Origin of the sequence: Enterobacter sp. NFIX58 (assembly GCF_900110475.1) — a bacterium.
GTDB classification, from domain to species: domain Bacteria; phylum Pseudomonadota; class Gammaproteobacteria; order Enterobacterales; family Enterobacteriaceae; genus Enterobacter; species Enterobacter quasiroggenkampii.
In genome coordinates, this window is the sequence record NZ_FODW01000002.1 from 149,923 (window position 1) to 175,672 (window position 25,750).

Annotated in this window: 24 protein-coding genes; 6 read left to right on the plus strand and 18 right to left on the minus strand. The window is 57.7% G+C overall.

Annotation, left to right across the window (positions count from 1 at the left end):
- Positions 1-45: 45 nt before the first annotated feature.
- From BMW97_RS10340 to cysG, 11 genes are all read right to left on the minus strand, one after another.
- Entirely contained in the window at positions 46-672 is a 627-nt protein-coding gene (locus BMW97_RS10340) for a protein-L-isoaspartate(D-aspartate) O-methyltransferase (RefSeq protein WP_008499604.1), read from the minus strand.
- Positions 666-1,427, minus strand: a complete 762-nt coding sequence (surE, locus tag BMW97_RS10345) for a 5'/3'-nucleotidase SurE (RefSeq protein ID WP_021241911.1) — start codon at positions 1,425-1,427, stop codon at positions 666-668. Before surE ends, BMW97_RS10340 begins: the two co-directional genes overlap by 7 nt.
- The gene (gene truD, locus BMW97_RS10350; protein WP_045908488.1) at positions 1,408-2,457 is read right to left on the minus strand and encodes a tRNA pseudouridine(13) synthase TruD; all 1,050 of its coding nucleotides are present in this window, start codon (positions 2,455-2,457) and stop codon (positions 1,408-1,410) included. The genes surE and truD overlap by 20 nt, the downstream gene beginning before the upstream one ends.
- On the minus strand, positions 2,454-2,933 hold the full coding sequence (gene ispF / locus BMW97_RS10355; RefSeq protein WP_008499607.1) for a 2-C-methyl-D-erythritol 2,4-cyclodiphosphate synthase: 480 nt from the start codon (positions 2,931-2,933) through the stop codon (positions 2,454-2,456). The genes truD and ispF overlap by 4 nt, the downstream gene beginning before the upstream one ends.
- Positions 2,933-3,643, minus strand: coding sequence for a 2-C-methyl-D-erythritol 4-phosphate cytidylyltransferase (ispD, locus tag BMW97_RS10360; protein ID WP_045908487.1), 711 nt, complete (start codon positions 3,641-3,643; stop codon positions 2,933-2,935). Before ispD ends, ispF begins: the two co-directional genes overlap by 1 nt.
- 19 nt (positions 3,644-3,662) lie before the next feature.
- Complete coding sequence (gene ftsB / locus BMW97_RS10365) at positions 3,663-3,974, minus strand: cell division protein FtsB (protein ID WP_008499609.1); 312 nt, start codon at positions 3,972-3,974, stop codon at positions 3,663-3,665.
- A gap of 166 nt (positions 3,975-4,140) precedes the next feature.
- Positions 4,141-4,467: a DUF3561 family protein gene (locus BMW97_RS10375; protein WP_008499610.1), complete on the minus strand. Its 327-nt coding sequence runs from the start codon at positions 4,465-4,467 to the stop codon at positions 4,141-4,143.
- A 58-nt stretch (positions 4,468-4,525) separates the two neighbouring features.
- The gene (gene cysC / locus BMW97_RS10380; RefSeq protein WP_045908486.1) at positions 4,526-5,131 is read right to left on the minus strand and encodes an adenylyl-sulfate kinase; all 606 of its coding nucleotides are present in this window, start codon (positions 5,129-5,131) and stop codon (positions 4,526-4,528) included.
- Complete coding sequence (gene cysN, locus BMW97_RS10385; RefSeq protein ID WP_032653189.1) at positions 5,131-6,555, minus strand: sulfate adenylyltransferase subunit CysN; 1,425 nt, start codon at positions 6,553-6,555, stop codon at positions 5,131-5,133. Before cysN ends, cysC begins: the two co-directional genes overlap by 1 nt.
- Before the next feature lie 9 nt (positions 6,556-6,564).
- Positions 6,565-7,473, minus strand: a complete 909-nt coding sequence (cysD, locus tag BMW97_RS10390; RefSeq protein WP_006811770.1) for a sulfate adenylyltransferase subunit CysD — start codon at positions 7,471-7,473, stop codon at positions 6,565-6,567.
- Positions 7,474-7,482: 9 nt separating this feature from the next.
- Positions 7,483-8,832 (minus strand): siroheme synthase CysG, encoded by a 1,350-nt coding sequence (gene cysG, locus BMW97_RS10395; protein WP_162270769.1) that lies wholly within the window; start codon positions 8,830-8,832, stop codon positions 7,483-7,485.
- A gap of 246 nt (positions 8,833-9,078) precedes the next feature.
- Between cysG and BMW97_RS10400 the strand changes: the two genes are divergently transcribed.
- On the plus strand, positions 9,079-10,122 hold the full coding sequence (locus BMW97_RS10400; protein ID WP_045908484.1) for an aminopeptidase: 1,044 nt from the start codon (positions 9,079-9,081) through the stop codon (positions 10,120-10,122).
- Between the two features lie 98 nt (positions 10,123-10,220).
- On the opposite strand, the gene cysH is transcribed toward BMW97_RS10400, so the two are convergent.
- The 3 genes from cysH to cysJ are packed head-to-tail and all read right to left on the minus strand — an operon-like array spanning position 10,221 to position 14,488.
- Positions 10,221-10,955, minus strand: a complete 735-nt coding sequence (cysH, locus tag BMW97_RS10405; protein ID WP_045908483.1) for a phosphoadenosine phosphosulfate reductase — start codon at positions 10,953-10,955, stop codon at positions 10,221-10,223.
- Positions 10,956-10,970: 15 nt separating this feature from the next.
- Positions 10,971-12,683, minus strand: coding sequence for an assimilatory sulfite reductase (NADPH) hemoprotein subunit (cysI, locus tag BMW97_RS10410; RefSeq protein WP_008499617.1), 1,713 nt, complete (start codon positions 12,681-12,683; stop codon positions 10,971-10,973).
- Positions 12,683-14,488: an NADPH-dependent assimilatory sulfite reductase flavoprotein subunit gene (gene cysJ / locus BMW97_RS10415; RefSeq protein WP_045908482.1), complete on the minus strand. Its 1,806-nt coding sequence runs from the start codon at positions 14,486-14,488 to the stop codon at positions 12,683-12,685. Before cysJ ends, cysI begins: the two co-directional genes overlap by 1 nt.
- A 306-nt stretch (positions 14,489-14,794) precedes the next feature.
- On the opposite strand from cysJ, the gene queD reads away from it, so the two are divergent.
- Positions 14,795-15,157 (plus strand): 6-carboxytetrahydropterin synthase QueD, encoded by a 363-nt coding sequence (gene queD / locus BMW97_RS10420; RefSeq protein ID WP_023294450.1) that lies wholly within the window; start codon positions 14,795-14,797, stop codon positions 15,155-15,157.
- Here queD and BMW97_RS10425 read toward each other — a convergent pair.
- Entirely contained in the window at positions 15,142-17,490 is a 2,349-nt protein-coding gene (locus BMW97_RS10425) for a helix-turn-helix transcriptional regulator (RefSeq protein ID WP_045908481.1), read from the minus strand. The genes queD and BMW97_RS10425 overlap by 16 nt on opposite strands.
- 171 nt (positions 17,491-17,661) lie before the next feature.
- Here BMW97_RS10425 and BMW97_RS10430 point away from each other — a divergent pair, with 171 nt between their 5' ends.
- Together BMW97_RS10430 and BMW97_RS10435 are read left to right on the plus strand one after the other, a co-directional pair.
- Positions 17,662-18,831: a M20 aminoacylase family protein gene (locus BMW97_RS10430; RefSeq protein WP_045908480.1), complete on the plus strand. Its 1,170-nt coding sequence runs from the start codon at positions 17,662-17,664 to the stop codon at positions 18,829-18,831.
- Positions 18,832-18,856: 25 nt separating this feature from the next.
- A complete protein-coding gene (locus BMW97_RS10435; protein WP_045908479.1) occupies positions 18,857-20,254 on the plus strand; it encodes an MFS transporter in 1,398 nt (465 codons plus the stop codon).
- A 17-nt stretch (positions 20,255-20,271) separates the two neighbouring features.
- Here the strand turns inward: BMW97_RS10435 and queE are convergent, their stop codons facing one another.
- The 3 genes from queE to BMW97_RS10450 all read right to left on the minus strand — a co-directional run bounded on the left by queE (position 20,272) and on the right by BMW97_RS10450 (position 23,264).
- Entirely contained in the window at positions 20,272-20,943 is a 672-nt protein-coding gene (gene queE, locus BMW97_RS10440) for a 7-carboxy-7-deazaguanine synthase QueE (RefSeq protein WP_021241905.1), read from the minus strand.
- Positions 20,944-21,015: 72 nt separating this feature from the next.
- Entirely contained in the window at positions 21,016-21,705 is a 690-nt protein-coding gene (locus BMW97_RS10445) for an N-acetylmannosamine-6-phosphate 2-epimerase (protein ID WP_045908478.1), read from the minus strand.
- Positions 21,705-23,264 (minus strand): PTS transporter subunit EIIC, encoded by a 1,560-nt coding sequence (locus tag BMW97_RS10450; protein WP_045908477.1) that lies wholly within the window; start codon positions 23,262-23,264, stop codon positions 21,705-21,707. Before BMW97_RS10450 ends, BMW97_RS10445 begins: the two co-directional genes overlap by 1 nt.
- Before the next feature lie 165 nt (positions 23,265-23,429).
- Between BMW97_RS10450 and BMW97_RS10455 the strand changes: the two genes are divergently transcribed.
- Both BMW97_RS10455 and BMW97_RS10460 read left to right on the plus strand, forming a co-directional pair.
- On the plus strand, positions 23,430-24,254 hold the full coding sequence (locus tag BMW97_RS10455; protein ID WP_045908476.1) for a MurR/RpiR family transcriptional regulator: 825 nt from the start codon (positions 23,430-23,432) through the stop codon (positions 24,252-24,254).
- Between the two features lie 358 nt (positions 24,255-24,612).
- Positions 24,613-25,722, plus strand: coding sequence for an SDR family oxidoreductase (locus BMW97_RS10460; protein WP_045908475.1), 1,110 nt, complete (start codon positions 24,613-24,615; stop codon positions 25,720-25,722).
- Positions 25,723-25,750: the final 28 nt, after the last annotated feature.

The window sequence follows — 25,750 nt, forward strand, 5'->3', positions numbered from 1 at the left end:
ACCATACGCTGAATTTGCCTTAATAACCCTGGATAATTCCGAGTCTCAGGCCAACTCCCCCTTCACCAGAGGCACAAAGCGCACGGCTTCCACGGTGTCGATAATAAACTCGCCGCCGCGCCGACGAACGCGCTTCAACAGCTGCTGCTCGTCCCCGACCGGCAGAACCAGAATGCCCCCCTCGTCCAGCTGCGACAACAGGGCTGCTGGAATTTCAGGCGGGGCCGCCGTCACGATGATCGCGTCAAACGGGGCACGAGCCTTCCAACCCTGCCATCCATCACCGTGTCGTGTCGAAACATTATGTAAATCAAGTTGTTTCAGGCGACGACGCGCCTGCCACTGTAAACCTTTGATCCGCTCAACGGAGCAAACATGATGCACCAGATGCGCCAGGATCGCGGTCTGATACCCCGACCCGGTGCCAATCTCCAGCACGCGGGAGTCGGGCGTCAGCTCCAGCAGCTCCGTCATGCGAGCCACCATGTAAGGCTGCGAAATCGTCTGGCCCTGCCCGATGGGCAGCGCCACGTTTTCCCACGCTTTGTGTTCAAACGCCTCGTCTACAAATTTCTCACGCGGAACCAGGGCGAGCGCTTCAAGCACGTGCTCGTCGCGGATCCCCTGCGCGCGTAGTTGTTCCAGAAGAGTTTGTACACGTTTGTTTACCATTGCGCGTTCACTCCTGCGCGATCCAGCCAGCCCGACACCACATCATGCGCGCTATACGCGGTTAAATCTACGTGCAGCGGGGTAACCGAAACATAGCCTTCCTCCACGGCGGCAAAGTCGGTATCCGGACCCGCATCGCACTTATCGCCGGGAGGGCCGATCCAGTAAAGCGTGTTGCCGCGCGGATCCTGCTGCGGGATCACCTGATCGGCAGGATGTCGACTCCCGCAACGGGTGACGCGGATGCCTTTAATTTCATCAAGAGGAAGATCCGGCACGTTGATGTTGAGGATGCGTCCGGTACGCAACGGCTCGCGGCCGAGCGCCCGCAGGATCGAACAGGTCACCGCGGCGGCGGTGTCGTAGTGCGTGTAGCCGTTCAACGAGACCGCCAGCGCCGGGAACCCCAGGTGACGTCCTTCCATTGCGGCTGCCACGGTGCCGGAGTAAATCACGTCATCGCCGAGGTTAGGCCCGGCGTTAATGCCGGAGACGACGATATCCGGACGCGGCCGCATCAGCGCGTTCACGCCCAGAAAAACACAGTCGGTTGGCGTGCCCATCTGTACGGCAATATCGCCATTTTCAAAGGTAAAGGTGCGAAGCGACGACTCCAGCGTCAGCGAGTTAGACGCTCCACTGCGGTTACGATCGGGTGCCACGACCTGCACATCCGCAAACTCGCGGAGGTGTTTCGCCAGGGTCTGAATGCCTGGCGCGTGGATCCCGTCATCGTTACTCAGCAATATTCGCATAATCACCCGAGGTGTTGATAAGTTCCCTGACAACACTGGTGGCAAAGCTGCCTGCCGGCAGCCAGAAGCGTAACTCGACGGTCACGTCATCCCACCAGTTCCAGCTTAACTGCTGCGGATAGAGCAGCATCGCGCGGCGTGCCGCGTCGACTTTTTCCCGCACCAGCAAGGACTGCAATTCTGGCGCATCCGCCACGGCTGACTGCTCGGCGGCCAGCGCGTCGCCCTGTGTTCCCCAGTCGCCCGTACCGGGCAACGCTGCGGTGATCAGCAGCCCTTTTGCGTCCACGCGCGACTGGACATCGGCCATCTCTTCGGCCGTTGCCACAAACCAGCTTCCGCGTCCCGCTAATTGTAGCGCATCGCCAACAACAACTTGATTCGCGTCCGGTTTTTTCAGCCTTTCGCTCACAATCTGATTAAACAACGCACTGCGGGCCGCCGACAACCAAAAACTGCGTTTATTCCTGTCCCGCACCGGCGCGTCGCTTTGCGCCCAGCGCAGTGCGCCCTGCAGGTTGCTGCCGCCAATGCCGAAACGTTGCGCGCCAAAGTAGTTCGGTACGCCGCGGTCACTGATGGCGTTCAGACGTTTTTCAACGTCTTCACGATCAGTCACTTCGCGCAGCACCAGCGTAAACGCGTTGCCTTTCAACGCCCCCAGACGCAGTTTGCGCTTGTGGCGGGCATATTCCAGTACCTTACAGCCCTCAAGCTCAAATTTGCTTAAATCAGGCATCGTATTGCCGGGAACGCGCGCGCAGAGCCACTGTTCGGTGACGGCGTGTTTATCTTTCTGCCCGGCAAAGCTCACCTCGCGGGCATGAATTTTGAGAAATTTTGCCAGCGCGTCGGCCACAAAGCGGGTATTGCAGCCATTTTTCAGAATTCGCACCAGGATATGTTCGCCTTCGCCATCCGGCTCAAAGCCCAGATCCTCGACCACGAGGAAATCTTCGGGGCTGGCTTTCAGTACCCCGTTCCCCTGCGGTTTGCCGTGCAGATATGTCAGGTTGTCGAAGTCTGTCATTTGCTCGCCTTCACCAGCAGCGCCACGGCTTCACAGGCAATCCCTTCGCCACGCCCGGTGAAGCCCAGCTTCTCGGTCGTCGTCGCTTTGACGTTCACGTCGTCCATATGACAGCCCAGATCTTCTGCGATAAACACGCGCATCTGCGGAATGTGCGGCAGCATTTTCGGGGCCTGGGCGATAATCGTCACGTCGACGTTGCCAAGGGTGTAGCCTTTCGCCTGGATGCGGCGCCACGCTTCGCGCAGCAGTTCACGGCTGTCTGCCCCTTTAAACGCCGGGTCGGTGTCCGGGAACAGCTTGCCGATATCACCCAGTGCGGCCGCGCCCAACAGCGCGTCGGTCAGCGCATGCAGCGCCACGTCGCCATCAGAATGCGCCAGCAGCCCTTTTTCATAAGGAATGCGCACGCCGCCAATGATAATTGGGCCTTCGCCGCCAAAGGCGTGTACATCAAAACCGTGTCCAATTCGCATTATGCCTTCTCCTGATGGGTCAAACGGGTAAGATAAAATTCCGCGAGCTGTAAATCTTCCGGACGCGTCACTTTAATATTATCAGCACGTCCTTCAACAAGCGTTGGGTGGAAACCGCAGTACTCCAGCGCAGAGGCTTCGTCCGTAATGGTCGCACCTTCGTTAAGCGCGCGCGTTAAGCAGTCATGGAGTAATTCGCGGGGGAAAAATTGCGGCGTCAGCGCGTGCCATAGATCGACGCGATCGACGGTGTGGGCGATAGCCCGTTTGCCCGGCTCGGCACGCTTCATGGTGTCGCGCACGGGGGCGGCCAGAATGCCACCCACTTTGCTGGTTTCGCTCAACGCCAGCAGGCGAGCGAGATCGTCCTGATGCAGGCACGGACGCGCCGCGTCATGCACCAGCACCCACGGCGCGTTATCGGCAGCCTGAATGCCTGCCAGCACGGAATCGGCGCGCTCGGCACCGCCATCGACAACGGTAATCTGTGGATGATTTGCCAGCGGTAGCTGCGCGAAGCGCGCATCGCCCGGGCTGATAGCGATGATCACCCGCGTCACCCGCGGGTGCGCCAGCAGCGCCGCCACGGCGTGCTCGAGGATCGTTTTATCGCCAATAGAGAGGTATTGCTTGGGACATTCTGTCTGCATGCGCCGGCCAAAACCTGCGGCCGGCACCACGGCGCATACGTCCGAAAAAGTTACTGCCATGTCGTAATCCTGGGCCTGATTATCGATTGTTTTGTGCTGAGCCCTGATTGCGTTTAGACGCATCCGGAACCAGACGATAAAAGGTTTCGCCCGGCTTAGTCATACTGAGTTCATTGCGTGCGCGTTCCTCAATCGCCTCTTGCCCGCCATTGAGGTCATCAATTTCAGCGAAGAGTTGATCGTTTCGCGCCTTAAGTTTGGCGTTTGTTGCCTGCTGAGCCGCGACGTCATCGCTCACCCGGCTATAGTCGTGCAGTCCGTTCTTACCGAACCACAGCGAATATTGCAGCCAGATTAGCAAAGCCAGCAACAGCAGCGTTAGTTTACCCATCCTGCCCCCTGAAAAACGGCATCATCATCCCAAGACTTCCCCAGAGCACTACGCCGGGGTAACAGAGATGCCGCAACATCGCGGGCAAATGTACCACATTTTTTCCGCAGAATCGTCCTGCTCAATATCGTTACACAGTTGGTTACGGTTTGAATTATGGCTGAAGTTAGCCCATGAGCCACAAAAATAACAGACCAAACATCAGAACCACCGTCACAATCGTGACCACGGTACTGTAGAGCAGCTTGCCATTGAGCAGCGAGTGCAGCGCAATGCCGACGACAACCGCCACGGGCATCAGCGCCAGAAAGAAAGGCCAGGTGTAGAGAAAGAAGAACAGCGTGTTGCCGCCGTAGATAAGAAACGGGATACCCAGCGCCAGCAACCATGAGACGAAGCCAATGATGGCCCCAGGAAATGACCAGGTCGTTTCGTCGTCGGTCGCAAGCGGCTCCGACCCGGTAGTGGTAATGTAATGTTCACTGTTGCGCATAGCTAGTCCTGTGACCGTGACTCATCGTTCGGGAAGACAGCTCCCGAACGATACCGTCTCAGGATCTGATAATATCGTCCCGTCTGAGCAGGTCTAATAATTGGCTTACTAAATTTGTTACCAATTGTTGACCCTCCAGGTGAATTTCAGGCGATTCAGGCGCTTCGTAGACCGCGTCAATTCCGGTGAAGTTGCGCAGCTCCCCGGCACGCGCTTTTTTGTACAGCCCTTTCGGGTCGCGCGCTTCGCAAACCTCCAGCGGCGTATCCACAAACACTTCAATAAAGCGATCATGACCGACGCGTTCGCGCACCATCTGGCGCTCGGCGCGGTGGGGAGATATAAACGCGGTCAGCACCACCAGCCCGGCGTCGGCCATCAGGCTGGCGACTTCCCCGACCCGGCGGATGTTCTCTTTGCGGTCGTCGTCGCTGAACCCTAAATCGCTGCACAGGCCATGGCGCACGTTGTCGCCATCCAGCAGGTACGTGCTTACGCCCTGCTGATGCAATGCCTCTTCCAGCGCGCCCGCCACCGTCGATTTACCCGAGCCGGACAGCCCGGTAAACCACAGCACAACCCCACGGTGACCGTGGAGCTGTTCGCGCTGGGCGACGGTGACCGGATGAGGATGCCAGACGACGTTCTCATCATGGGCAGCCATTACTTGCCTCCCAGCAGATCGCGCGCGCCCCAGTGCGGGAAGTGTTTACGCACCAGCGCGTTCAGTTCCAGCTCAAAGGCGCTGAATTCAGAGGCCACAGCAGCCTGTTTAATCGGTTCGCGTACCATACCGGCACCGACGGTAACGTTGGTCAGCCTGTCGATAAAGATAAGCCCGCCCGTCACCGGGTTCTGCTGATACGGATCCAGCACCAGCGGTTCGTCGAAGGTCAGATCGACCAGACCAATACCGTTCAGCGGCAGCTCGGTAACTTCGCGCTGGGTCAGATTGTTGATGTCCACCTGGAACTGAATACCGTCCACGCGGGCGCGGGTCTTCTTGCCGGCAATTTTGATGTCGTAGCTTTGGCCCGGCGTCAGCGGTTGCTCCGCCATCCACACCACGTCCACGGAAGCCCCCTGTACGGCGGCCAGGGTTTCCTGGGCATCCACCAGCAGATCGCCCCGGCTGATATCAATCTCGTCTTTCAGCACCAGCGTAACCGCTTCACCGGCGCCCGCGTCCTGCAGGTCACCGTCGAAGGTGACGATACGGGCGATGGTCGATTCCACGCCGGATGGCAGCACCTTAACGCGCTGACCGACCTTCACGGAGCCTGACGCAAGGGTGCCGGAGAAACCGCGGAAGTCGAGGTTTGGACGGTTGACGTACTGCACCGGGAAGCGCATCGGCTGGGTGTCGACCACGCGCTGGATTTCAACCGTTTCCAGCACTTCCAGCAGCGTCGGGCCGCTGTACCACGGCATGTTCGCGCTCTGGGAGGCGACGTTATCCCCTTCCAGCGCCGAGAGCGGCACAAAGCGGATATCCAGGTTGCCCGGCAGCTGTTCGGCAAAGGTCAGATAGCTCTGGCGGATCTCCTCGAACTTCTCTTCGCTGAAGTTCACCAGATCCATCTTGTTGACCGCCACCACCAGGTGTTTGATCCCCAGCAGCGTGGAGATAAAGCTGTGGCGACGGGTCTGATCCAGCACGCCTTTACGCGCGTCGATCAGCAGGATCGCCAGGTCGCAGGTCGACGCGCCGGTCGCCATATTGCGGGTGTACTGTTCGTGCCCCGGGGTGTCGGCGATAATAAATTTGCGCTTCTCGGTAGAGAAATAGCGGTAGGCCACATCGATGGTGATGCCCTGCTCGCGCTCCGCCTGCAGGCCATCCACCAGCAGCGCCAGATCCAGCTTTTCACCCTGGGTACCGTGACGCTTACTGTCATTATGCAGGGAAGAGAGCTGATCTTCATAAATCTGGCGCGTATCGTGCAGCAGGCGGCCAATCAGGGTACTTTTCCCGTCATCCACGCTGCCGCAGGTCAGAAAACGCAGCAGGCTTTTGTGTTGTTGCGCATGCAGATACGCTTCCACACCGCCTTCTTTGGCAATTTGTTGAGCAATAGTGGTGTTCATGGCGGCTCCTTAGAAATAACCCTGACGTTTCTTCAGCTCCATGGAGCCTGCCTGGTCGCGGTCAATCACGCGCCCCTGTCGCTCGCTGGTGGTCGACACCAGCATCTCTTCGATGATCTCCGGCAGCGTCTGCGCACTGGACTCCACCGCGCCGGTCAGCGGCCAGCAGCCGAGGGTGCGGAAACGGACCATCTGTTTTTTGATGACTTCGCCCGGCTGCAGGTCGATGCGATCGTCGTCGATCATCATCAGCATGCCGTCGCGCTCCAGCACCGGGCGCTCGGCGGCCAGGTACAGCGGAACGATCTCGATGTTTTCCAGATAGATGTACTGCCAGATATCCAGCTCGGTCCAGTTGGAGAGCGGGAAGACGCGGATGCTTTCGCCCTTGTTAATCTGGCCGTTGTAGTTGTGCCACAGCTCCGGACGCTGGTTTTTAGGGTCCCAGCGGTGGAAGCGGTCGCGGAAGGAGTAGATACGCTCTTTAGCGCGGGATTTCTCTTCGTCACGGCGCGCACCGCCGAAGGCCGCATCAAAACCGTATTTGTTCAGCGCCTGCTTCAACCCTTCGGTCTTCATGATATCGGTGTGTTTGGCGCTGCCGTGGACGAACGGGTTAATGCCCATCGCTACCCCTTCCGGGTTTTTATGCACCAGCAGCTCGCAGCCGTAGGCTTTCGCGGTACGATCGCGGAACTCGTACATCTCGCGGAATTTCCAGCCGGTATCCACGTGCAGCAGCGGGAACGGCAGCGTACCTGGATAAAACGCTTTACGCGCCAGATGCAGCATGACGCTGGAATCTTTACCGATGGAGTACATCATCACCGGGTTAGAAAACTCGGCGGCCACTTCGCGGATGATATGGATACTTTCCGCTTCGAGCTGCCGCAGGTGTGTAAGACGTTTTTGGTCCATAACCGTTCCTTAAGCCAAATTTACAACAGAAGAACCAAAGCCTTCTGTATCGGTTGTGTGCTGAAACCAGGCGAGCGTGCTGTGCAGCTGCACCACTTCCCCCACCACGATCAGGGCGGGCATAGGGGCGTCTTTCGCCAGGGTTGCAAGATGTTCCAGGGTGCCCGTCGCAACGTGCTGATCGACGCGCGTGCCGCGAGAAATGACGGCAACGGGCGTCGTCGCCTCGCGGCCGTGCTGAATAAGCTGTTCACTGATGTCCGCCGCCTTCATCGTGCCCATGTATATCGCCAGCGTCTGGCGGCTCTGGGCGAGATGCGACCAGTCAAACGGCGTGCTGTCCGCCTTATAGTGGCCGGTCACAAAGGTGACGCTCTGGGCGTAATCGCGGTGGGTCAACGGGATACCGGCGTAAGCCGTCACCGCAGAGGCCGCCGTGATGCCGGGCACCACCTGGAACGGTATGCCCGCTTCGGCCGCCGCCTGCAGCTCTTCGCCGCCGCGACCGAAGATAAACGGATCGCCCCCCTTCAGGCGCACCACGGTTTTGCCCGCTTTGGCGGCGTCAACCAGCATCTGGTTGGTGTCGTGCTGCGGCACAGAGTGCTCGCCTGCCCGTTTACCCACGCAGATTTGCTCCGCGTCGCGACGGATCAGCTCGCGCACGCCGTCGGTGACCAGATGGTCGTAGAACACCACGTCCGCGTCCTGCAGCACCTGCAGGCCGCGCAGCGTCAGAAGCCCGGCATCGCCCGGCCCCGCGCCCACCAGAATGATCTCCCCGCCGGTGCTGCCGGGGTTATCCAGTTCGTCTTCAAGAATTTTCTGCGCCGCTGTCTCATTACCGGCATGCATCAGGCTGGCAAAGCGGCCGCGAAACACGCGCTCCCAGAAGCGACGGCGTTCCGTCACGCTGGTCAGGCGCGTTTTCAGATGGTTGCGCCAGTAACTGGCTTTCTCAGCCATCCGCCCGAGGCTGGTCGGTAGCAGCGCTTCGATTTTTTCCCGCAGCACGCGTGCCAGCACCGGTGCGGTCCCGCCGGAGGAGATCGCCACCAGCAGCGGCGAGCGGTCAACGATCGACGGGAAAATAAACGAGCATAAAGGCTGGTCGTCTACCACGTTCACCAGGCGGTAACGGGCCTGAGCGGCGTCGGAGATCCGCCGGTTGAGGTCACGATCTTCGGTCGCCGCAATCACCAGCACGACGCTATCGATTTGTGACTCGTGAAAATCTGCCTCTGCAACGACCTGCACCTGCGCCCCTGCGCGCTGCAGAAACGCAATTTTGCGATCGGCGATTTCACCCGTGCCAACAACCAGCACCGGTTTCTCTTTAATCGCAGCAAATAAGGGCAGATAGTCCACAAGCAACAACTCACTAACAACGAGGAATAGAGGGACTATAGGGGGCGGCTTAGACCGAATGAAATTACGAATTGGAATGAGTAGTTACTCAATGGAATAACGCGATGAAAATGCTAATACCAAAAAGTGCTTAACACGCGATATTTCGGGCATTTAAGAGCAATTCAAATTGTGTATGGACGATCACAGTTTCATACTAGGCGGGTGACTATTTTGCTCTGTTTTTAAGGACTCACTATGTTTTCCGCAACGCGCCACCGTATTGCTGCCCTGGCGCTCGGCGTTTGCTTTATTCTTCCCGCTCAGGCAAAAAACCAACCTTATGGTGAAATCGCCAATATGCAGGCGCGGCATATTGCCACCGTTTTCCCCGGGCGCATGACCGGATCGCCTGCGGAAATGCTCTCCGCAGACTATCTTCGCCAGCAGTTTGCCGACATGGGTTATCAGAGCGATATCCGGTCGTTTCACAGCCGCTACGTCTATACCTCACGAAATAAAACGAAAAACTGGCATAACGTGACCGGCAGTACGGTGATTGCGGCCCACGAAGGCACCGCAAAAGAGCAAATTATTATTATGGCGCACCTCGATACCTACGCCCCGATGAGTGACGCCGATACGGATAATAATCTTGGCGGGCTGACGCTGCAGGGCATGGACGACAATGCCGCAGGCCTCGGCGTGATGCTCGAACTGGCCGAGCGGATGAAAGATATTCCCACCCAATATGGCATTCGTTTTGTTGCCACCAGCGGTGAAGAAGAGGGCAAACTCGGCGCTGAGAATCTCCTTAAGCGCATGACCGCTGAGGAGAAGAAAAATACACTGCTGGTGATTAACCTCGACAACCTGATCGTCGGCGACAAGCTCTATTTCAATAGCGGGCAGAGTACGCCGGGTACCGTGCGGAAACTGACGCGCGACCGGGCCCTGGCGATAGCCCGCAGCCATGGTGTTTATGCCACCAGCAACCCTGGCGGTAACCCGGATTATCCGCGAGGCACAGGCTGCTGCAACGACGGGGAAGTGTTCGATAAGGCGGGCATTCCGGTGCTGTACGTGGAAGCGACAAACTGGGCGCTGGGCAAAAAAGATGGCTACCAGCAGCGGGCTAAATCGAAGGCCTTCCCGGACGGGACGAGCTGGCACAACGTGATGCTGGACAATCAGCAGCACATCGATCGCGCGCTGCCGCAGCGGATTGAGCACCGCAGTCGTGATGTGGTGAAGGTGATGCTGCCGCTGGTAAAAGAGCTGGCGAAAGCGGGGAAAGCCTGAGGCCGTTAAGCCCGGTGGCGGCTACGCCTTACCGGGCCTACATAGGGAACGAGCCTTTGTAGGCCCGGTAAGCGCAGCGCCACCGGGCAAAAAGGTTATCACCCTTCGTGCAACCCGCACTCGCGCTTCAGCCCGAAGAATCGCGTCTCTTCTTCCGCCATTCCCGGTTCCCACTTACGCGTGGTGTGGGTATCGCCCACCGACAGATAGCCCTGGTCCCACAGCGGATGGTATTTCAGCCCGTGCTTTTGCAGATACTGATACACCGTCCGGTTATCCCAGTCGATAATCGGCAGCACTTTAAAGACCCCGCGCTGCACCGCCAGCACCGGTAAGGTTGCCCGGCTACCGGACTGCTCGCGGCGCAGACCCGCAAACCACGTCTGCGCATTAAGCTCTTTCAGCGCCCGGTTCATCGGCTCAACTTTGTTAATCTCATTGTACTTCTCAATGCCCTCCACGCCCTGCTCCCACAGCTTGCCGTAGCGCGCCTCCTGCCAGGCCGCGCTCTCCGTCGCGCGGTAAACTTTGAGGTTCAGCCCGAGCTTGTCCGTCAGCTCGTCAATAAATTGGTAGGTTTCCGGGAACAGGTAGCCGGTATCGGTGAGGATCACCGGAATGTCCGGACGGATCTGATTCACCAGATGCAGACTGACCGCCGCCTGAATACCAAAGCTCGACGAGAGCACATACTCTCCCGGCAGGTTTTCCAGCGCCCACGCCACGCGCCCTTCGGCGTCCAGCTTTTCAAGATGGGCATTGGTTTCTGCCAGCGCCAGAATGCGTTCGACTTTTGGCAGGTCATTAAGGGCGTTTAGATCGAGTACGGACATAATTACCTCTCGTGTTTACTCCCAGAAATCCCTGGCGGGATCGAGCACCGGGCGAATGATGCCCGCACGCACCGTAAAGTCGCCGAAGCCTTCACCCGCTTCGCGCTCTTTCGCCCAGCGCCCGACAAGCTCGTCGATGGAATCAAGAATTTCCGGCTCGGTGATGTTCTCGCGGAACATACGCGGAATGCGCGTACCGATACGGTTACCGCCCAGGTGCAGGTTGTAACGACCCGGCGCTTTCCCCACCAGTCCGAGCTCGGCCAGCATCGCGCGACCGCAGCCGTTCGGACACCCGGTGACGCGCATAACAATATGCTCGTCCGGAATGCCGTGTTTTTCCAGAATCGCTTCCACTTTATCGGTAAACGACGGCAGGAAACGTTCCGCTTCCGCCATCGCCAGCGGACAGGTCGGGAACGACACGCAGGCCATTGAGTTTTCGCGCTGCGGCTTCACCGCATCCATCAACCCATGTTCGCGCGCCAGCTTCTCGATCTTCGCCTTCTGGCTTTCCGGCACACCGGCAATGATCAGGTTCTGGTTAGCCGTAATGCGGAACTCGCCCTTGTGGATCTTCGCAATTTCCAGCAGACCGGTTTTCAGCGGACGCCCCGGATAATCCAGAATACGGCCGTTTTCGATAAACAGCGTCAGGTGCCATTTATTGTCGATACCCTTCACCCAGCCAATGCGATCGCCGCGACCGGTGAATTCATAAGGGCGGATCGGCTCAAACTTGATGCCCGCGCGACGCTCCACTTCCGCTTTGAACGTCTCCACGCCCACGCGCTCCAGGGTGTATTTGGTTTTCGCGTTTTTACGGTCGGTACGGTTACCCCAGTCGCGCTGGGTCGTCACCACCGCTTCCGCCACGGCCAGCGTATGCTCCAGCGGCAGGAAGCCGAACTCGCTGGCGGTACGGGCGTAGGTTTTCTTGTTACCGTGTTCGATGGACAGGCCGCCGCCCACCAGCAGGTTAAAGCCCACCAGCTTGCCGTTTTCGGCAATCGCCACGAAGTTCATGTCGTTGGCGTGCAGGTCGATATCGTTCTGCGGCGGGATCACCACCGTAGTTTTAAACTTACGCGGCAGGTAGGTCTGACCGAGGATCGGCTCTTCGTCGGTGGTGGCGACTTTTTCCTGATCGAGCCAGATCTCTGCATAGGCGCGCGTGCGCGGCAGCAGGTGCTCGGAGATCTTCTTCGCCCACTCGTACGCTTCGGCGTGCAGCTCGGACTCATACGGATTCGAGGTGCAGAGCACGTTACGGTTCATGTCGTTGGCGGTCGCCAGCGCGTCCAGCCCAACGGAGTGCAGCATCTGGTGCACCGGCTTGACGTTCTTCTTCAGAATGCCGTGGAACTGGAAGGTCTGACGGTTGGTCAGACGGATGCTGCCGTAGATCGTGTTTTCACCGGCAAACTTGTCGATCGCCTGCCACTGTTTGGTGGTAATCACCCCGCCCGGCAGACGGCAGCGCAGCAGCATCGCGTGACGCGGCTCCAGCTTCTGCTCTGCACGCTCGGCGCGGATGTCGCGGTCGTCCTGCTGGTACATGCCGTGGAAACGGATCAGCAGGAAGTTGTCGCCTTTGAAACCGCCGGTGAGACCGTCATTCAGATCTTCAGCAATGGTGCCACGCAGATAGTTGCTTTCCAGCTTCATGCGCTCGGCGTCTGTCAGTTTACCTTCGACCACCAGTGGCCCTGGATGTTTTTCGCTCATTAGTAGACATCTCGCTGATAACGGCGCTCAACGCGCAGCTCACTTAAAAATTCGTCCGCCGCTTCGGCATCCATACCGCCGAATTCGGCAATCACTTCCAGCAAAGTCTGCTCAACGTCTTTCGCCATGCGATTGGCGTCGCCGCAGACATAAATGTGGGCACCGTCATTGATCCAGCGCCACAGCTCTGCGCCCTGTTCGCGCAGTTTGTCTTGTACGTATACTTTTTCTTTCTGGTCGCGGGACCAGGCCAGATCGATGCGGGTCAGTACGCCTTCTTTCACATAGCGCTGCCACTCAACCTGGTAGAGGAAATCTTCGGTAAAGTGCGGATTGCCAAAGAAAAGCCAGTTTTTACCCGGCGCGCCGTCTGCCGCGCGCTGCTGCATGAAGGCGCGGAACGGCGCAATGCCGGTGCCCGGACCAATCATAATGACCGGCGTTTCCGGGTTTGCCGGCAGGCGGAAGTTATCGTTGTGCTCGATAAAGACGCGCACTTCGCCCTCTTCTTCCACGCGATCCGCTAGGAAGCCTGATGCCCCACCCGTGCGGGCGCGGCCTTCGATATCGTAACGCACCACGCCGACGGTAATATGCACTTCACTCTCCACTTCAGCCTGGGAAGAGGCGATGGAGTACAGGCGCGGAGTGAGCGGACGCAGCAGACCGATCAGCGCATCGGCATCCAGCTGAGCCGGAGAGAAGCGCACCATATCGACAATCGGCGTCGTCGCGGCGTAATGCTGCAGCTTCGCCTTGTCGCCCACCAGCGGCAGCAGGGATTCGCTGCGCGTCAACGTGGCATAATTTTCGACGATATTCGGGGTGTTCACCGTCAGCTCAAAATGCCACTGCAACGCTTCAGAAAGCGGCTGCGTTTTACCGTCAACGGTGACAGGTTCGTCGCCTTTCAGCCACAGCAGCTCAACCAGCTCTTTCACCAGCGCCGGATCGTTCTGATACCAGACGCCCAACGCATCGCCAGGCTGATAGCGCAGGCCCGAGTCGCCCAGATCGATTTCGATATGGCGCACATCTTTTTCTGAATCGCGGCCGGTAATTTTCTGGTTCACCGACAGGCTCGCCGTCAGCGGCGCCTCTTTGGTGTACGGGCTGGTGTGGATGTCGTTAACAGCACCCGTCGCGGTGAACGCGGCCTGCGTCGACGTCTCTTTCGGCACGCGCGCTTTTAGCACCTCAACGATGCGGGCGCGCCATTCGGCGGCGGCGGCCTGGTATTCGACATCCGCGTCAACGCGGTCCAGCAGGCGCTCCGCGCCCAGCTCCGCCAGCTTGCTGTCGAAGTCTTTGCCGGACTGGCAGAAGAATTCATAGGAAGTATCGCCCAGGCCAAAGACGGCAAACGCCGTGCCATCCAGCTTCGGCGCTTTTTTCGAGAACAGGAACTTATGCAGCGCCACCGCTTCTTCAGCGGGTTCACCTTCACCCTGCGTAGAGGCAACCACCACCAGCAGTTTTTCCGACGCGATTTGCTTAAATTTGTAATCCCCGGCGTTGACCAGGTTCACGTTCAGTTTCGCGGCCAGCAGGTCGTCGCGTAGCGCTTCGGCCACGCGGCGGGCATTGCCCGTCTGCGAGGCGGAAATGAGGGTAATGGCCGGAATTTCAACGGCCGTGGCCGGAGCACCCGCCACAGCGCCAGGCTGCTGATTGAGCATTCCCCAGAAATAACCGGAGACCCAGGCAAGCTGAGTGGGAGAAAAATCAGAGGTGGCAGCCTGAAGGCGCGCCAGTTGCTCCGGGTTCAGGGGAAGCAAATTTGAAGGTGGGGCCTGTGTTGTCATGCGTCGTTATGTTCCAGTAGCCAAGCGGACTTTAAGCGAATAAATCCAAACTGAAGATAAGGTTAACGGCGAGGATAATAACAATTAAAGAAGGGATGGAAATAATAAATAACCAAATGGACTAACCTGTTTTGGTTGTCATGCTTAGCGATAAAACCGATTAAATAACCTTATGAAATAAAAGAATAAATAGCAATAAACACCCTGAATGCGAGGCGGTTGCCGCTCAGAGCCGTTTTAGTTAATGCTAAAAATTGTGCTTTCCGGTACTATGCGGCGGTTTTTTCCGCATTACTGAGAGCGATCATGTCCACCACACTGTTTAAAGATTTCACCTTCGAAGCCGCCCACCACCTTCCGCATGTCCCTGAAGGGCATAAATGTGGCCGTCTGCACGGGCATTCGTTCATGGTGCGTCTTGAGATCACCGGTGAAGTTGATCCGCATACCGGTTGGATCATGGATTTTGCCGAGCTGAAGGCGGCGTTTAAGCCGACCTACGATCGTCTGGATCACTACTACCTGAATGAGATCCCGGGCCTTGAAAACCCAACCAGCGAAGTGCTGGCAAAATGGATTTGGGATCAGATGAAACCGCGGGTACCGCTGCTGAGCGCGGTGATGATCAAAGAGACCTGCACCGCGGGCTGCATCTATCGCGGGGAGTGATCGTCCTCATCCTCGCAGGCGTTTAACGGCGTGAGTTCATAAAGAACGAGCGCGTTACTTTCCAGCGACTCCGTGATTTGCCAGCCGTCATAAAGCCGTTCATCGTGTACGGAAAGCGTTGGACGCGCTTTATGCGCAATCCAGTTCCACATCTCTTCGTCAGGCCCGCTTTCGCTTCGAACGCCTTCCAGCAGCGGGTAAAGCGCGCCGTTATGACGATCGAACAGATGGCGCTTGATGCGCCATCTGCCGCGCGCTCCCTGCAGCTGCAGGTGGTGGTGCTGCTGAAAACGCTGGATAAAGGCCTCTTCACTCGACAACAGCGGATTGAATACCACCACGTTGCGCAGCAGCAGTTGGTAGCCACCTTCATGACGCAGCAGTAGCACGCTCTTGTCGTTAACGAGCACCTCTCCCCGCAGACGCTGCCACAGCCAGAGTACCCAATAGATGGGCCGTGGAAGGCCGTGATTATATTGAAGCGCAAGGCTCGATGTATCGAGGGTGTTGTTCGCCCTCGCTTCTCCCTGTAAACCAGAATTCAGCCAGAATCCCGCCAGCCAGACCTGTTCTGAAAGCCCGAGCAGGTTTTGCATCAGCAGCGCGCCGCGGAAAAACCAGCCGTTGGTCGCCCGCGTGTTGCCGGTAAGGGTATTCCATGAGAGTAACCATACCGGCAGCGTCCGCTGCCGCTGGCGAAGGGCGGCGAGGATCTGGAGGACCTTTAGCACAGGGTAATTTTCAGACGAGGAAAGATGCGCGGGATCCAGCTGCGCCAGATCGAGCAGCTCATTGGCATCGGCCGGACACGCGAGGAAATCAGCCTGGTTCAGGATAGCTGACTGGAACAGCGCGTCACCGCCAGGCCCGGTTCCCGTGGGTAAGAAACGATGCCATACGCCAAACTTCGCCTGCGGAAGGTACGACTTGAGCACCGCTCGCTGCGTGTGCCAGGCGTGCTCCTGCGTTTCCGCGTTGGCCTGAGAAGACCAGTGCATAACCGCGTGCCAGCCTGCGGTGACGTCGGGCGAAAAACGGTTAATCGATAGCTGCAAAAAACGCGTCAGCAGATCGCATCGAGTGGTGACGCCCGTGTGCAGCAGCACTGTCCAGCCCTTTTTGGCCACCCAGTTGAACACCTGCTGCAGATTGTACCAGCAGGCGTAGCCGGCCATCTCGGGATCGTCCCACCCCGTGGCGAACAGACGGCTGCTGAGAAAAGGTTCCGCGATATCAATACCCTCAATGGGGATCGCTTCATGAAGCGCCTCCAGATGCTGGCGAACATCCTCCCGCAACAAATCGTCGAGCTCGCGCAGGGTCACAACAAGCCGCGTGCGGCGCAGCGAAGCCGAGATCGGGTGAAGCTGCGCCAGATTCAGGATCCGCTCCTGACGCGGCGCGTGGGCGAGCGGAGGGGGTTCCCAGCCGTGCGCCTCAGCGCCGTTAAGCAGGCCGAAAAGCGTATCCACCGCAACGGGAAAGCGCTGCTCGTCCGCACTCGCCCGCAGGCGGGACGCCTCTGGGCGATGGCGCCCGGCCTTGCGAAACTCGCCCGGAGACATGTTGTGATAGCGCCGGAAGCGATCGGTCATTATGCGCGTGCTGGCAAACCCGTGCTCCATCGCAATCTGATGCAGAGGACGGCTGGTGAGACGCAGGGCGTCAGCCGCTTTTTCCAGCCGCAGGGCGGTGATGTACTGCATAAAACTGACTCCCGTCTCTTTTCGAAAGAGACGGGAGAGCCACGCTTCTGAGACGAACTCACTCTCTGCGATTTCGGCCAGCGTAATGCGGCGGGTGTAGCTGGCGTCGATCCGCTCCAGGACACGGGCGATGCGCTTGCTTACGTTCGCGTGCTGGTGCCGGGGTTTCTGGCGGGTGGGCTGCTGAAAGCGACCGGTTAGCAGCAACAGGATCTCGCTCAGCCAGCGATTCGCCTCCAGCCGATAGCGGCGCGGATCGTTCACCAGCGTCACCACCAGAAGCTGGCGCAGCAGGTGCCGAAGCGCGTCGCACTGCGGCAAGCTCCCGCCGGGCTCCGCCGGAATCGCATAGTCATGGGCAAAAAAGTCTTCGTACAGCTGGATGACCCAGCCCCCGGAGAGGGTGACACGCAGGGTGACGTTAGCACTCCGGCTGCTGAACCGCCAGCGCTGATGGCGGTTTATTATCGCAAGACCGTTTGTCTGCATCGTTTCTGGCCCCGCGTCGGCGTGCAACTCCCCCTCACCCTCCAGCACCCAGAGTATCGTCAGCGAATCACCTTCATCCTGCGCATAGCGTCGGATGTCCTCAACGGTTACCGCAAACTCACTTTTACGCTGCTTCATTTGCTGCTCCTGCCAGGACAAATAATGACATCCTCTTTTTTGTCATAACTGAATCGTATGAAAAACAATCAGAAAAAAGGCGTCGATTCACAACAAAAAAGGGCGTTTTCCGGCAATGCGATCGACATAAACTCGAAACTAACACCATTTGGCAGGAAAAGGATAACAAAAATGACACATCCAATTGTTGACGCGCTGCGAGGCTCCGAGGCTCAGTTCACTGAATTACGACGCGAGTTTCACCGGCATCCCGAAATCGGCTTCGAGGAGCATAAAACCAGCGACCGCGTCGCGGCACTCCTGAAGCAATGGGGCTATGAGGTCCATCGGGGAATGGCCAAAACCGGCGTGGTCGGCACCCTGAAGGTGGGCAACGGCAGCAAACGTCTGGGCCTGCGCGCCGACATGGACGCACTGCCGATGCAGGAAAATAGCGGCAAAGCGTGGAGCAGCACGGTTGAAGGTAAATTTCACGGCTGCGGACACGATGGGCACACCACTACCCTGCTTTATGCCGCAGAGTATCTGGCCCGTACCCGCAACTTTAGCGGCACGCTGCATCTGATTTTTCAGCCAGCCGAAGAACTGCTGTATGGCGGGCGCGTCATGGTTGAAGACGGCCTGTTTGAACAATTCCCCTGCGACCATATTTTTGGCCTGCATAACATGCCCTCCCAGCCGCTTGGGAAAATTGGCCTGCGTGATGGCGCCATGATGGCCTCCTCTGACACCATTCATATTGAAGTGAACGGCGTAGGGGGACACGGTGCCGTTCCGGAACACACCGTTGATGCTACGCTGGTTGCCTGTCACATCACCCTCGCCCTGCAGTCGATTGTGTCGAGGAATATCACCCCATTCCAGCCGGTCGTCGTGACCGTGGGCAGCATCCAGGCGGGACATGCCCCGAATATTATCAACGATAAGGTATTAATGAAGCTGACCGTGCGCACGCTGGATGAAGTGGTGCGTCAAACCGTCCTGCAGCGGATCCACGACATTGCCGTGGCGCAGGCTGAGAGCTTCAACGCCACGGCCACGATTCGTCACGTGAATGGCAGCCCGGTGTTGCGCAATAGCCCGCAGGCCAATGACATGGTGCGCACGGTCGCGACAGACCTGTTCGGTAAGGATGCCGTCACGTCGGTGAATGCCTTTATGGGAAGCGAAGATTTTGCATTCATGCTCGAGAAAAACCCCAACGGCTGTTACTTCACCCTCGGTGCCGGAGATGAGCCGGACCGCTGTATGGTGCATAACCCAGGCTACGACTTCAACGACAAGCTCCTGCTGACCGGGGCGGCGCTCTGGACTGCGTTAACCGAACACTATCTGCGCTGATTCGCGCCAATCTGAGGGCTGCACGATGAGTACCGTTCCACTGACAGACACAACGTCCTACACAGGTAACGATCGGCTGCTGGCCGGTATTGTGATGAGCGTCCTGACATTCTGGTTATTTGCGCAGTCTGTGATTAACGTTGTGCCGGCAATGAAAAACAGCCTCGCAATCTCTCTTGAAACTCTTACGCTGGCGGTCAGCCTCAGTGCGCTATTCAGCGGCTGTTTTGTCGTTGCCTGCGGGGGATTTGCCGATAAGTTTGGCCGCGTGCGCATGACGTACATTGGCCTGATGCTGAGCATCATCGGCAGTGCCTTACTCTTCGTATCGTGGGAGCCCGTTCTGTTTTTGCTGGGGAGAGCGATACAAGGTCTGTCAGCGTCCTGCATCATGCCCGCCACGCTGGCGCTGATTAAAACCTGGTATCAAGGCAACGCTCGCCAGCGGGCAATCAGCTTTTGGGTCATCGGCTCATGGGGCGGCAGCGGCCTGAGCTCATTTGTCGGCGGCGCCATCGCCACCACGCTCGGCTGGCGCTGGATCTTTATTTTTTCCATGCTGGTGGCGGCGGTGGCACTCCTGCTGATTCGCGGTACGCCGGAAAGCCGAAGCGACGGCGCACGTCGCCATAAGCTGGATACTAGCGGCCTGGTGAGTTTTGTCCTTATGCTGGTGCTGCTGAATCTGTTTATCAGCAAAGGCCACGGTTGGGGCTGGAGCAGCGGCCTGTCATTGCTGGTGCTGGGGGGCACCGCGCTGGCAGCGGCCTGCTTTGTGCTCACCGGGCGACGTAAGGGTGATGCGGCGCTGATTGATTTTGCCCTGTTTAAAAACCGAGCCTACAGCGCCTCGGTATTCTCTAACTTTTTGCTCAACGGCTGCATTGGTACCATGATGATTGCCAGCATCTGGCTGCAACAAGGCCACCGTCTGTCACCACTGCAAACCGGCATGATGACGTTGGGGTATCTGATTACCGTGCTGGCGATGATCCGGGTGGGGGAAAAGCTGCTTCAGCGCTACGGCGCGCGCCTGCCGATGATGACCGGGCCGCTGCTGACCGCAACGGGCATCACGCTTATCTCCTGCACGTTTTTAAGCAAGGAGATCTACATCATCACCGTCTTTCTCAGTAACATTTTATTTGGGCTGGGGCTGGGATGTTACGCTACGCCGTCAACGGATACGGCGGTGATGAACGCGCCAGAAAACAAAGTCGGGGTGGCCTCTGGGGTGTACAAAATGGGCAGTTCGCTGGGGGGAGCGATGGGGATCGCGGTTACCGCGTCGCTCTATGCGCTGCTGCTGCCGCTGGGCATGGCCAGCGCCGCACAGTATGCGCTTCTTTTTAACAGCGCGATGTGTCTCGCTTCGGTGGGAGTGACCTGGGCGTTACTCCCTTCAGGTCGGGCCCCGCGATAGGCGGGGCCACGAAAGGGTCAGGCAATATTCAGATATTTGTGCGTCTGCATCGACAGGCGCCAGTTGCGCGCAATACAGGTTTCAATGCACAGGCGCGTTGCATCGTCTTTCTGGCTGATAGGCTGCAGGGCAATCACCCGCTGCTTTTCATCCGTCAGGGTGGCCAGCAGTTCATCCAGCGCTTCGATATCTCGCACGCGCCCTACCGGGTGCTTAATCTCATCCGCGCGCTCCAGCGCCTGAGACAGCACGTCGTACCCGCCGCGCATATTCACTTTTGGCGATACCGTCACCCAGGTGGTGTGCGAGCAGCGCACTTCATGGGTGCCGCTGGTTTCGATCTGGCAGCTGTAGCCGTTCTTTTCGAGCAGCTCGGTCAGCGGGGTCAGATCGTGGATGCAGGGTTCACCGCCGGTGATCACGACGTGACGGGCCGTCCAGCCCTGACGGCCAATAATGGCCAGCAGATCTTCGGCACTGCCCGCGCCCCACTTATCGCTCTCTTTGGTTTTCGCCAGAATGCTAAACAGCGACACTTCCCGATCTGCGAGCTTATCCCACGTATGTTTGGTGTCACACCAGGCACAGCCAACCGGGCATCCCTGTAAACGAATGAAAATAGCGGGAACGCCGGTAAAGTAACCCTCGCCTTGCAGGGTCTGGAACATCTCGTTAATCGGGTACTGCATAGTCATCTCAGTAAAGGGGATAAACGATAAGTATCGCAGATCCCCGCCGGATGGTCATGCTCCATCGGTGCTTTACGCGCCAATCGCCGCCATGAACCGTTCCGTGATTTGCTGTGGACGGGTGATCGCGCCGCCGACCACCACCGTATGCGCGCCCAGCGCCAGGCATCTGGCCGCACGTTCAGGCGTATCCACGTTGCCTTCGGCAACCACGGGCACCGTCACGGCCGCCAGCACCGCTTTCAGGAACGCGCAGTCGTTGTCAGGCAACGTATGGCCCGCGGTTTCCGCCGTGTAGCCGTAAAGCGTGGTGCCGACGCAGTCGAAGCCCAGCGCCTGCGCCGTCACGGCTTCGTCCACGGAGGAGATATCCGCCATCAGCAGCACCGCGGGATAGCGAGAGCGGATGCGCGAGACCAGCGTTTCCAGGGATTCTCCGCCGGGACGTTCCCGCGCCGTCGCATCAAGCGCAATGATGTCCGGCGAGACGCGCATGAGCTCATCCACCTCTTTCATTGTCGCGGTGATAAACACCTCGCTTTCTGGATAATCCCGTTTGATGATGCCGATGACCGGCAAAGACACCTGCTGCTTTATGGCCTCAATATCCGCCACGCTGTTGGCGCGAATAGCCGCGGCCCCGCCCTGTGCCGCCGCCAGCGCCATGCGCGACATAATAAATGGGCTGTGCAGCGGTTCATTTTCCAGCGCCTGACAGGAGACGACCAGTTTTCCCTTCAGGGTATCCAGTACAGTTTTCATTACGATAAGATCTCTTCCACTTCGTTTTTGATAATCGTGACGTGCGGGCCATAGATGACCTGAACGCCGTTGCCGCGCACGATAACGCCGCGCGCCCCGGTGGCTTTCAGCGCCGCGTCATTCACTTTGCTGCCGTCTTTAACCGTCACGCGAAGACGCGTGGCGCAGCAGTCCACCTCGTCCAGATTGTCTTTTCCGCCTAATCCGGCGATCACCGCAGCAGCGCGTTCGTTTTGCGGCAGACTGACTTCGTCAGCCATCGCCTCCTTTTCCCGACCCGGCGTCGCGAAATCAAAGCGGTTAATCAGATAGCGGAAGGTAAAGTAGTAAAGGAAGAACCACGGTACGCCGACCAGCGGAACGAACATCCAGTTGGTTTTGGCCTCTCCCTGCAAAATGCCGAACAGCACGAAGTCGATGAAACCGCCGGAGAAGGTTTGCCCGATGGTGATATGCAGCATGTGCGCGAGCATGAATGCCAGCCCGTCAAACAGCGCATGGATGACGTAGAGTACCGGCGCAATAAACAGGAACGAGAATTCGATAGGCTCGGTAATCCCCGTCAGGAACGAGGTTAACGCCGCAGAAAGCAGCAGTCCGGCAACGCGTTTTTTGTTCTCGGGTTTTGCCGTGTGGTACATCGCCAGGCACGCCCCGAGCAGGCCAAACATCATCGTGATAAAGCGCCCGGACATGAAGCGTGACGTGCCCTCATAGAAATGTTGCGTGTTCGGGTCAGCCAGCTGAGCGAAGAAGATCCGCTGTGTGCCCTCAACCAGATGGCCGTTGACGATTTCACTCCCGCCAAGCGCGGTGGTCCAGAAAGGCAGATAGAAGATGTGGTGCAGACCGAACGGGCCCAGCATGCGGAGAATAAAGCCGTACAGCAGGGTGCCCAGATAGCCGGTCGCATCCACCAGCCCGCCCAGACCAAAAATCAGCTTCTGGAAATGCGGCCAGACCACGGTCATGAGCGCACCGACGAGTATCGCCGCCAGCGAACTGATAATAGGAACAAAGCGCGAGCCGCCAAAAAAGCCCAGGAACTGCGGAAGCGCAATTTTATTAAACCGATGATGGAGCGCGCAGGTCGCCAGCCCAATCACCACGCCGCCAAACACGCCGGTTTCCAGCGTCTGAATACCCAGCGTCATGCCCTGCCCCACGGCCCCCGGGTTCTCATGCGCCAGTTTGCCGGTGAGGATCAGCAGCGCGTTGATGGTGGCATTCATCACCAGAAACGCGAGTAACGCCGCCAGACCCGCCGTGCCCTTATCGCTTTTTGCCAGCCCAACGGCCACCCCAACGGCAAACAACACCGAGAGGTTCGCAAACACGATGGATCCTGCGCTGCTCATGATGGTGAAAATGGCCTGCAGCCAGCTCACGTCTAAAAACGGATAGGCTGCCAGCGTGTTGGGATTCGATAACGCGCCGCCTATCCCCAGCAACAGACCCGCCGCAGGCAACACGGCAATCGGCAACATAAAGGATTTGCCAAAGCGCTGCGCTTTTTCAAACCATCCTCCTGAAGAAGCCCCACTGAATATTTGCATCATTTTTTCATCCCCTCATTAAACGATGAAAATTTTTACCATATAAATATTTAATAGTGAAAATTATCATCACAAACCAGGACGACGATCATACTTTTTCAAAATGACTGGCATCTTTCCCCCGCTTTCCGCCACACTAGTCGCAGAGAAACGCATTAAGGATCGAGCATGTCAGACCATGAAAACCTGCTGCTGAAGCTACGCCAGGAGGCTTCCGGGTACAGCCCAACACAACAAAAACTCGGTGAGTTTGTCCTCAGCGATCCAGCCCGGGTGCTCTACCTGACGATCACCGAGCTGGCGCGCGAGAGCCACACCAGCGAGGCCAGCGTCACGCGTCTTTGCCGGACGCTGGGCTGCAAGGGCTATAACGAATTTAAAATGGCGCTTGCGCTGGATATTCAGCAGGGCCAGCCCGCGCGTCAGGCGGGGGATGAGATTGATAACGTGGTGGATGAGTCGGTGCAGGCATTGCAGGATACCGCCAGGCTTCTTGACCGCACGCTGCTTGAAAAGGCCGCGCTGGCGCTGCATCAGGCGCAGTCGGTGCAGATTTATGGCGTTGCGGCCAGCGCGATCCTCGGGGAGTATCTCCACTACAAGCTGTTGCGTCTGGGGAAACCCGCACAGCTGTTTAGCGATATGCACCGCGCGGCCATGAATGCGACAACGCTTTCAAAAGAGACCCTGGTGGTGGCTATCTCCAGCTCGGGTTCAACGCGGGATTTACTCCACGTGGTGAAGCTTGCCCGCAAACGTGGCGTTAAGGTACTGGCTCTCAGCAATACGCCCCGCAGCCCGCTGGCGTCCCTGAGCGACATGCAGTTGGTGGCCGCCAAGCCAGAGGGGCCGCTTAGCGCGGGCGCGCTCAATGCTAAGGTTGGGGTCATGCTGCTGGTCGAGCTGCTGACTACATCCCTGATTGCGCTGGATGGCCGTTACGGTGACGTTAGCCAGCAAACAGCCAGCGCCACGCTTCCCCTTTTGCTCTGAAAATCATTCGCAGGCTAAATAAAACAGCCTGCGTCTTGTGTCGTCTGATTTCCGTTAAGGGGGGTTTAAATCATTTATCCGGTAAATGTTTGGTGTAACAAAGTATTATATTTATTACATTTTGAATTAAGCTAACCCCCTGGTGGCCAAGCCATAAAAAACACTAAAATCAACAGATTAAAATATTAATTTTAATAAATTGAATTTTTACCCAACCTGTAATGTCCAATATCTCCACCTGATTTTCTTTCCTTAAAATAAGCTTAAGACGCCATTGATTTCGGCGTTTTATTATTTAAATGCCGTTTACTTTTGCCCGCCTACAATCCGCCTCATCAATCATAATGAGACGGTATTAATGAAGATGTTATTGATTACAGGCGTGACCGGATTTCTGGGCGGTGCAGTACTGGAAAAAATACTCACCAGCGATCAACCCGTAAAACTGCTTTTGCTCGCGCGTGCCAGCGATCCGCAGAGCGGGCTGGAGCGCGTGCTGGAGAACATGCGCAAGTTCAACGTTCCTGAGGACAAACTGGCCTCTCTGAATGTGGATAATATCCTGATTGGCGACCTCAGCCAGCCTGAAGCCTTCCTGAACGATACCCGTCTGGATCGGGTCACTCATGTCGTGAACTGTGCGGCTGTCGCCTCATTTGGTAACAACCCGCTCATCTGGAAGGTCAACGTTGAAGGAACGCTGGCGCTGGCGCGCCGTATGGAGCAAGTCTCAGGACTGCAGCGTTTCCTCCACGTAGGCACGGCAATGTCATGCACACCGGAGCAGGATTCCCTGGTCGCCGAAAGCGCGGAATTCAGAGAGAATGCTGAACACCTGGTGGAATACACTTATTCGAAGTCAACCATCGAACAGCTGATGCGTCAGGAATGTCCGAACCTGCCGCTGCTCATCGCGCGTCCGTCCATCGTTGTCGGCCATACCCGCCACGGCTGCACGCCGTCGAGCAGCATTTTCTGGGTCTTTAGCATGGGCCTGATGCTGCAGAAGTTTATGTGCTCCATGGAAGACAGGATCGACGTTGTTCCGGTGGATTATTGCGCCGACGCGCTGTTAATGCTGCTGAACAGCAACGCGCGTCCGGGGGAAGTGGTACACATTTCTGCCGGTGAAGAGAACAGCGTTCGCTTTGCGGATATCGATCAGGCAATGGCGCAGGCGCTGGAGAAAGCCCCCGTCGGGGATAAATATGCTCAGGTCAGCTACGAAACGCTGGTCAGAATGCGCCGCGAGTTGAAAACGATTTTTGGCCCGTGCAACGAACGTCTGATGCTAAAAGCCATGCGGTTATACGGTGCGTTTGCCACGCTTAACGTGCGCTTCAGCAACGATAAGCTGCTGAGCATGGGGATGCCGAAGCCACCCCGGTTTACGGATTATATCGCCCGCTGCGTGCAAACCACCCAGGGGCTGACGATTCCGGAGCAAATGGCGGTCGATTTTAAATAGCCAAAAAAAATGCCAGTCATTCGACTGG

What these genes read in the sequence shown, in the direction of transcription:
- cysI (WP_008499617.1), bottom strand. Translation starts at nt 12,683, where the DNA reads ATGAGCGAAAAACATCCAGGGCCACTGGTGGTCGAAGGTAAACTGACA.
- cysJ (WP_045908482.1), bottom strand. Translation starts at nt 14,488, where the DNA reads ATGACAACACAGGCCCCACCTTCAAATTTGCTTCCCCTGAACCCGGAG.
- BMW97_RS10340 (WP_008499604.1), bottom strand. Translation starts at nt 672, where the DNA reads ATGGTAAACAAACGTGTACAAACTCTTCTGGAACAACTACGCGCGCAG.
- BMW97_RS10435 (WP_045908479.1), top strand. Translation starts at nt 18,857, where the DNA reads ATGAGTACCGTTCCACTGACAGACACAACGTCCTACACAGGTAACGAT.
- BMW97_RS10445 (WP_045908478.1), bottom strand. Translation starts at nt 21,705, where the DNA reads ATGAAAACTGTACTGGATACCCTGAAGGGAAAACTGGTCGTCTCCTGT.
- BMW97_RS10455 (WP_045908476.1), top strand. Translation starts at nt 23,430, where the DNA reads ATGTCAGACCATGAAAACCTGCTGCTGAAGCTACGCCAGGAGGCTTCC.
- ispF (WP_008499607.1), bottom strand. Translation starts at nt 2,933, where the DNA reads ATGCGAATTGGACACGGTTTTGATGTACACGCCTTTGGCGGCGAAGGC.
- ftsB (WP_008499609.1), bottom strand. Translation starts at nt 3,974, where the DNA reads ATGGGTAAACTAACGCTGCTGTTGCTGGCTTTGCTAATCTGGCTGCAA.
- ispD (WP_045908487.1), bottom strand. Translation starts at nt 3,643, where the DNA reads ATGGCAGTAACTTTTTCGGACGTATGCGCCGTGGTGCCGGCCGCAGGT.
- surE (WP_021241911.1), bottom strand. Translation starts at nt 1,427, where the DNA reads ATGCGAATATTGCTGAGTAACGATGACGGGATCCACGCGCCAGGCATT.
- BMW97_RS10425 (WP_045908481.1), bottom strand. Translation starts at nt 17,490, where the DNA reads ATGAAGCAGCGTAAAAGTGAGTTTGCGGTAACCGTTGAGGACATCCGA.
- BMW97_RS10430 (WP_045908480.1), top strand. Translation starts at nt 17,662, where the DNA reads ATGACACATCCAATTGTTGACGCGCTGCGAGGCTCCGAGGCTCAGTTC.
- BMW97_RS10400 (WP_045908484.1), top strand. Translation starts at nt 9,079, where the DNA reads ATGTTTTCCGCAACGCGCCACCGTATTGCTGCCCTGGCGCTCGGCGTT.
- cysN (WP_032653189.1), bottom strand. Translation starts at nt 6,555, where the DNA reads ATGAACACCACTATTGCTCAACAAATTGCCAAAGAAGGCGGTGTGGAA.
- cysD (WP_006811770.1), bottom strand. Translation starts at nt 7,473, where the DNA reads ATGGACCAAAAACGTCTTACACACCTGCGGCAGCTCGAAGCGGAAAGT.
- cysC (WP_045908486.1), bottom strand. Translation starts at nt 5,131, where the DNA reads ATGGCTGCCCATGATGAGAACGTCGTCTGGCATCCTCATCCGGTCACC.
- BMW97_RS10450 (WP_045908477.1), bottom strand. Translation starts at nt 23,264, where the DNA reads ATGATGCAAATATTCAGTGGGGCTTCTTCAGGAGGATGGTTTGAAAAA.
- cysH (WP_045908483.1), bottom strand. Translation starts at nt 10,955, where the DNA reads ATGTCCGTACTCGATCTAAACGCCCTTAATGACCTGCCAAAAGTCGAA.
- queD (WP_023294450.1), top strand. Translation starts at nt 14,795, where the DNA reads ATGTCCACCACACTGTTTAAAGATTTCACCTTCGAAGCCGCCCACCAC.
- BMW97_RS10460 (WP_045908475.1), top strand. Translation starts at nt 24,613, where the DNA reads ATGAAGATGTTATTGATTACAGGCGTGACCGGATTTCTGGGCGGTGCA.
- queE (WP_021241905.1), bottom strand. Translation starts at nt 20,943, where the DNA reads ATGCAGTACCCGATTAACGAGATGTTCCAGACCCTGCAAGGCGAGGGT.
- BMW97_RS10375 (WP_008499610.1), bottom strand. Translation starts at nt 4,467, where the DNA reads ATGCGCAACAGTGAACATTACATTACCACTACCGGGTCGGAGCCGCTT.
- truD (WP_045908488.1), bottom strand. Translation starts at nt 2,457, where the DNA reads ATGACAGACTTCGACAACCTGACATATCTGCACGGCAAACCGCAGGGG.